Annotated in this window: 4 protein-coding genes and 1 rRNA gene; all 5 read left to right on the forward strand. The window is 45.7% G+C overall.

The annotated features are described in order from the left end of the window. Window positions 1-32 precede the first annotated feature (32 nt). Complete coding sequence (locus tag KSP24_RS06200) at window positions 33-905, forward strand: phosphatidylinositol-specific phospholipase C/glycerophosphodiester phosphodiesterase family protein (protein ID WP_064961726.1); 873 nt, start codon at window positions 33-35, stop codon at window positions 903-905. A 144-nt stretch (window positions 906-1,049) separates the two neighbouring features. After that, window positions 1,050-1,742: a heptaprenylglyceryl phosphate synthase gene (pcrB, locus tag KSP24_RS06205; RefSeq protein WP_483311485.1), complete on the forward strand. Its 693-nt coding sequence runs from the start codon at window positions 1,050-1,052 to the stop codon at window positions 1,740-1,742. 42 nt (window positions 1,743-1,784) lie between these two features. Further along, window positions 1,785-4,109, forward strand: coding sequence for a DNA helicase PcrA (gene pcrA / locus KSP24_RS06210; RefSeq protein ID WP_064961728.1), 2,325 nt, complete (start codon window positions 1,785-1,787; stop codon window positions 4,107-4,109). Between the two features lie 94 nt (window positions 4,110-4,203). Then, the gene (gene ligA, locus KSP24_RS06215) at window positions 4,204-6,219 is read left to right on the forward strand and encodes an NAD-dependent DNA ligase LigA (RefSeq protein WP_064961729.1); all 2,016 of its coding nucleotides are present in this window, start codon (window positions 4,204-4,206) and stop codon (window positions 6,217-6,219) included. Window positions 6,220-6,594: 375 nt separating this feature from the next. After that, window positions 6,595-6,652: ribosomal RNA gene (locus KSP24_RS06220) — 16S ribosomal RNA — on the forward strand; the annotation flags it as partial.

Below are 6,652 nucleotides of genomic sequence, written 5' to 3' on the forward strand. Positions count from 1 at the left end.
TATTGACCTGTACGAAAAGGATGTGACACCCTATGAAACGAGTGATTGCTGCGGTTATTCTTTTAATGTTAATCGGTACATTTTTACTGGCTTACAAAGGACAATCTACAGAAGAACATACTGGCTTTACCACACACCGCGTAATTTCGCATGCCATGGGAGCCGTTAATGGTTTGGCTTATACCAATGCGCGTGAAGCGTTTGTAGAAAATTATAAAAAAGGCAGCCGTGTATTCGAGGTCGACCTGATGTTTACTTCGGATGGACATTTGGTGGCACGCCATGAATGGACAGAATCCTTTACAAAACAAATGCAACAGGAACACGCAGTTGCTACAGAGCAGGGCGGAAAGCCCTGGAGCTATCATCAATTTAAAAACACCCCTATACACGGTTCCTATACTCCACTAGATTGGAAGGATGTATTGGATTTATTGGAAAAGTACCCGGATGCCTATATTGTGACCGATACGAAAGAGCAGGACTTTGCCCAAATCAAACGGTTGTTTGCACAACTGACCCTTCAGGCTCAGGAGAAAAATCCCGAACTTTTATCTCGTATTGTCCCTCAAATTTATAATGAGGAAATGCTGCAAACATTGCGGAGTATCTATCCTTATACATCCATTATTTATACGCTCTATGCTACAGAGGATACGGATGACCAGATCATTCAATTTGTTCAACAACATGATATAACGGCAGTAACTTTACCGGAAAATCGCGTGAGTGGTGCCTTAGTTGAAAGTTTGCGTCAGGCAGGGGCAGTGTGCTATGTAAATACGATTAACGAGTTGAAGGATGCTACTGAGTACGAACAGATGGGTGTAAGAGGTTTCTATACAGATGTTTTAACGGAAAAAGAACTTAGTAGAGGCAGTTGGTTGTATGCGCTGAGACCATAAGCTGTCTGAACTCGGTGTTCCCATTTGATACGAACATTGACACCTTTTAAGCACTGTCATAGACTTAGCATAGAACGCTTTTGGATATTAAAATTCGGCTCGTCTGGATGATGACAAAAGCAATGGATGCTGGAGGAATGTGTGTTGGCAGATTCAATTCAATCATGGAGGCATGTATTTAAGCTTGATCCTGACAAGGAACTGAATGATGAAGCGCTTGATGCCGTGTGTATGTCTGGTACGGACGCCATTATGGTAGGCGGTTCATCGGGCGTAACGTATGAAAATACGGTGGATTTGCTGTCACGGGTTCGGCGTTACGAGGTGCCGTGTGTGCTTGAGGTATCCGATCTGGAAGCTGTAGTGCCGGGGTTTGATCTATATATGATTCCCATGGTGCTGAATACCAGTGACAGTAATTGGATCATGGGCCAGCACCAACGTGCGATTGAGCAATTTGGTTATATGATCCCTTGGGATTTGCTTGTGACGGAAGGATATATTGTTTTGAACGGTGATTCCACCGTCGCTAAGCTTACTAGTGCGGATACTTCGCTGAGTGCTTCTGCTGCCGCTTCATATGCAAAGATTGCTGACAAGCTTATGCATCTACCGATTGTATATGTGGAATATAGCGGTGTCTTTGGAGATATGGAGCTGGTACAACAAATACATCGTGGTATGGAGCGATCTCGTGTCCTATACGGAGGAGGGATCGTGGATAAATCTACCGCGTTACAAGCAGCAGCTGTTTGTGACACCATTGTAGTAGGAAACATTATTTATCGTGATTTGGCGAAAGCGCTGGAGACGGTAGCTGTGAAATTGGAAGTATAGAGCGTGAATTTTATGAAAGCTTAGGGAAAGGAGCATGCACGCATGCAATCAATAGATATACACGAGGCGGTAGCTCGCCTTAATCAGCCTCAGCGTCAGGCCGTGGAGGCGGTAGATGGTCCGCTGCTGATTATGGCTGGCGCAGGCAGTGGTAAGACGCGGGTGCTCACGCACCGAATAGCTTACCTCATTGCGACCCGCAAGACGGCTCCATGGGGTATTTTGGCGATTACCTTTACGAATAAGGCCGCGCGTGAAATGCAAGATCGCGTATCCAAGCTAATTGGCCCGCAGGGGAGAGATGTGTGGGTATCCACCTTTCACTCCATGTGTGTGCGTATTTTACGCCGGGATATTGAGCGGATCGGATTTACCTCCAATTTCAGCATCTTGGATTCTACGGATCAATTGTCTGTCATTCGGAGCTGCATGAAGGACTTGAATATAGATACTAAGAAGTTTGAACCCAAAGCGGTTCAGTCTATGATGAGTACGGCTAAAAATGAATTGGTCACTCCCGAAATGTATGAGCGCAAGATTGGCGATTATTTTGAAGGAATTGTGGCGAAGGTATATACCAAGTATCAACAACGGCTCAAAAATAACAACTCTCTTGATTTTGATGATCTGATCATGGCAACGATTCAGCTCTTTAAAGAAGTGCCTGAGGTGCTTGATTTCTACCAAAAGAAATTTCAATACATTCATGTTGATGAATATCAGGATACGAACCGTGCGCAGTACATGCTGTGCAAAATGCTGGCTGACAAGCATCACCGGCTATGTGTTGTAGGTGACAGCGACCAATCCATCTATCGGTGGCGGGGGGCGGATATTAGCAACATTTTGAACTTTGAAGAGGATTACCCAGAAGCATGTACGATTTTGTTGGAGCAGAACTATCGCTCAACTTCGAATATTCTTAATGCAGCTAACGAAGTCATTGGCCAAAATACAGGCCGTAAGCCGAAAAAACTATGGACCGACAAAGAAGGCGGTGCCAAGATTAAGGTTTATCGTGCTGACTCCGAACATGACGAAGGCTACTTTATCGCCTCAGAAATTCATAAGAATATTAAGGCGGGCAAAACCTATAGCCATCATGCTATTTTGTACCGTACGAATGCCCAGTCCCGGGTAGTCGAGGAAATTTTGATTAAATCGGATATTCCTTACCAAATCGTGGGCGGAATCAAGTTCTATGATCGTAAAGAGATTAAGGATTTACTGGCGTATCTTCGCCTACTGTCCAATCCTGACGACGACATCAGCTTGATCCGAATCATTAATGTGCCGAAACGAAGCATCGGCGACACAACGGTCGGCAAATTGCAGGCAGCTGCGGCGGAACGTGGCGTTTCAATTTTCCGTGTACTTCAAGTGGTAGATGACTTAGGCTTTGCTGGACGCACGCGCAATGCGCTTGTAGAGTTTTACGATATGATCGAGGGTTTAAGTCGGATGGTGGATTATCTGTCAGTTACTGAGCTGACCGAAAAAATGCTGGAAACCACCCAATATCGATTAGAACTGCAAAACGAGAATACACTCGAGTCACGCTCGCGTTTGGAGAATATTGATGAGTTCCTGTCGGTAACTATGGAATTTGAAAAAGGAACGGAAGACAAGTCACTTGTTTCCTTCCTGACCGATCTTGCTCTGATTGCCGATATTGATTCCATGAATGACGATGAAGAGGAGCAGAGTGATGCGGTTGTATTAATGACCATGCATAGCGCCAAAGGACTGGAGTTTCCTATCGTATTTATCGTTGGGATGGAGGAAGGGGTATTCCCTCACAGCAGGGCCTTTTTGGATAATGAAGAGCTGGAGGAAGAGCGCAGATTGGCGTACGTCGGGATTACCCGTGCTGAGGAGCAGTTGTTCCTCACATGCGCACAGATGCGCACTCTGTTTGGACGTACCACAGCTAACCCGCCTTCCCGCTTTCTCGAAGAGATTCCGGATGAGTTAAAAGAAGATACGATCATCAAGCGTGACCGCTACCGTCGTTCAGGCAATGTAGGAGGATCTTATGGTGGTCGCGGACTGGGCAAAAGCAGTGGCAGCAACTTTGGTGGAGAGCGTTCGTTTGATACGATGAGCCGTAGTGGCTCGTCTGCCTCCGCGTCGCCCCGCGTAACAGTGACCACTTCCTCGCCCGCAAAACCAACTTCGACTGCTTCGACAGGAGGTCCATCCATTTTTGCTGCCGGAGACAAGGTACAGCATGGCAAATGGGGAATTGGAACCATTGTAGCTGTAAAAGGGACGGGCAATGATATGGAACTTCAGATTGCTTTCCCTGCTCCGGTAGGGGTTAAGCGACTGTTGGCTGGATTTGCGCCGATTACAAAAGTAGAGTAAATCTCAAATCTCAAATTTCATTAAATCTCGAACCTCATAGGGCAGCTTGGCTTAGGTCTCTGCCCTAATGAAGTTCCCGGAGGGATACGCCTGCATGAACCCAATGCACAGGATGGAGCAGCTTGTTGCTGAACTGAACACCTATAACTATCACTACTATACATTGGATGACCCCCAGATCAGCGACAAAGAATATGATGTGCTTTATGACGAACTGGTAGCGCTTGAACAAACAAGCGGTCTTGTTCTGCCAGATTCGCCAACACAGCGTGTGGGCGGGGAGATACTCAAGGGCTTCACACCGCATCGCCACCTCGCTCCATTATGGAGCCTTGATAAAGCTCAGAATATGGAGCAGCTGCGTGCATGGAACGCGCGTGTCGTGAAGCTGGTCAATGATTACAATACCAAGAACCCGGAGCAACCCTTGCCATCTCCAGGCTATGCGATAGAACTAAAATTTGATGGACTGACGCTGAACCTGACGTACACGGATGGACAACTGGTGCAGGCTTCTACCCGTGGTAATGGTGTGGTAGGTGAGGGGATACTGGCACAGGTAAAGACGATTAAATCCGTGCCACTTAAAATTCCTTTTCAAAATGGAACTATTGAGGTGCAGGGAGAAGGGATCATGAATCTCTCCGTACTGTCCAATTATAATGAGAAGGCCGTAGAGCCTCTTAAAAATGCACGAAATGCCGCAGCAGGGGCTTTGCGTAACTTGAATCCCAAAGTAACAGCAGAGCGGCGTTTGAATGCATTTTTCTATAATGTAGGCTATGCGGACCGTATTCAGTTTAACAGCCACCAGGAGATGATGACCTTCCTGCGTGAAAATCATTTCAAGGTAAACCCATACCTAACTTACTTTGATAATTTTGATGATGTAATGGAGCAGTTAATTGAGATTGAAGAATCCCGTGCCGGTTTGGATTATCTTATTGATGGGGCAGTATTGAAAATTACAGATATGCGCACACGTGAGGTTCTCGGATATACCGATAAATTCCCACGCTGGGCGGTGGCATATAAGTTCGAAGCAGAGGAAACGACTACGGTGCTTAACTCGGTCGAGTGGAATGTAGGAAGAACCGGGAAGATCACTCCACTGGCTAGGGTAGAACCGGTAGAGCTGGCGGGAGTCACTGTACAAAATTGTACGCTGAACAATGCTGGTGATATCGAGCGTAAGAACCTGAAGTTTGCCTTGGGGGCGCGTGTGTTTATTCGTCGCTCAAACGATGTTATTCCTGAGATTTTGGGAAAAGTAACATCTGAGAACGATGGGGAGGAAATTGTTGTTCCAGAGCATTGTCCAGCTTGTGGATTTCCGTTGCAGCAGCGAGGCGCCCATTTATTTTGTGACAATAAGCTAGGTTGTAAACCACAAATTGTGGCCCGCATTTCCCATTTTGCATCACGTGATGCCATGGACATTGAGACGTTCAGTGACAAAACAGCTATCCAACTGCATGATGAATTGGGAGTTCGTGAACCTGCGGATCTGTATACACTGCAATATGATGATCTTGTGAAGCTGGAGCGGTTTGGTGAGAAAAAGGCCAATAACCTCTTGGTGGCACTTGAAAAGAGTAAGGAGAGAGATTTGGCCTCTTTCCTTTATGCTCTGGGCATACCGAATACCGGTAAAGCGACGACACGCATGCTGGCTGAACACTATCGTGATTTGCACAAGACGATGTCCGCTACGGTGGATGAACTGATAGAACTGCCGGATGTAGGTGGGATTGTAGCTGAAAGCATTGTTGCATTCTTTGCCGATCCATTTACTCAAGCAGGGATTGAAAAGATGCTGTCTCTAGGAGTAAAAGCTCAGGCCCCCGAAGCTCCACAGGTGAAAAAGACAGACAGCTTTTTCAGTGGGAAAACGGTTGTGCTTACAGGTACCTTGCATCAGCTTACGCGTGATGAAGCTGCATCAAGGTTGGAGGCGCTGGGAGCCAAAGTTGCCGGATCTGTATCGAAAAAGACGGATCTAGTCATAGCTGGTGAAAAGGCTGGGAGCAAGCTGGCTAAGGCACAACAGCTCGGAATCGACACCATAGAAGATGAGGATGAATTCATCAGACTGTTAGAACAAGAATAATAGTTTTTATAATGAGGGCAGTCATTCCGTTCCAGAGCGGAGTGGCTGCCTTGTTGTCTGTTATGTAGTAAAGAACAAGAGTATAAAAAAGTGCTTGCTAAATAACTTTAGGCATGATATATTATTAGACGTTGCTTTGAGAATAGCATTTCTTGAAGCGAGGTTGTTGAAAAGATAATCAAAAAAAGATTTGACAAGTAAGCAACTAACATGATATGATCTAATTCCTGACTCGTTACACAAACGAAGACAGACAAGTTCTTTGAAAACTGAACAAATGGATGATGAAATAAAGATTACTTCTTTTATAAAGAAGAATCGCTAGCTTTAAAAATGAGCTAATCGCTCTTTCTATAAACCAACTTCGGTTGGTCTTTAATGGAGAGTTTGATCCTGGCTCAGGACGAACGCTGGCGGCGTGCCTAATACATGC

It is taken from the genome of Paenibacillus sp. AK121 (genome assembly GCF_019042715.1).
Taxonomy (GTDB): domain Bacteria; phylum Bacillota; class Bacilli; order Paenibacillales; family Paenibacillaceae; genus Paenibacillus; species Paenibacillus polymyxa_C.

Excerpts from the sequence above, each read along its gene's own strand:
- KSP24_RS06200 (WP_064961726.1), top strand. The coding sequence starts at position 33 with ATGAAACGAGTGATTGCTGCGGTTATTCTTTTAATGTTAATCGGTACA.
- pcrA (WP_064961728.1), top strand. The coding sequence starts at position 1,785 with ATGCAATCAATAGATATACACGAGGCGGTAGCTCGCCTTAATCAGCCT.
- ligA (WP_064961729.1), top strand. The coding sequence starts at position 4,204 with ATGAACCCAATGCACAGGATGGAGCAGCTTGTTGCTGAACTGAACACC.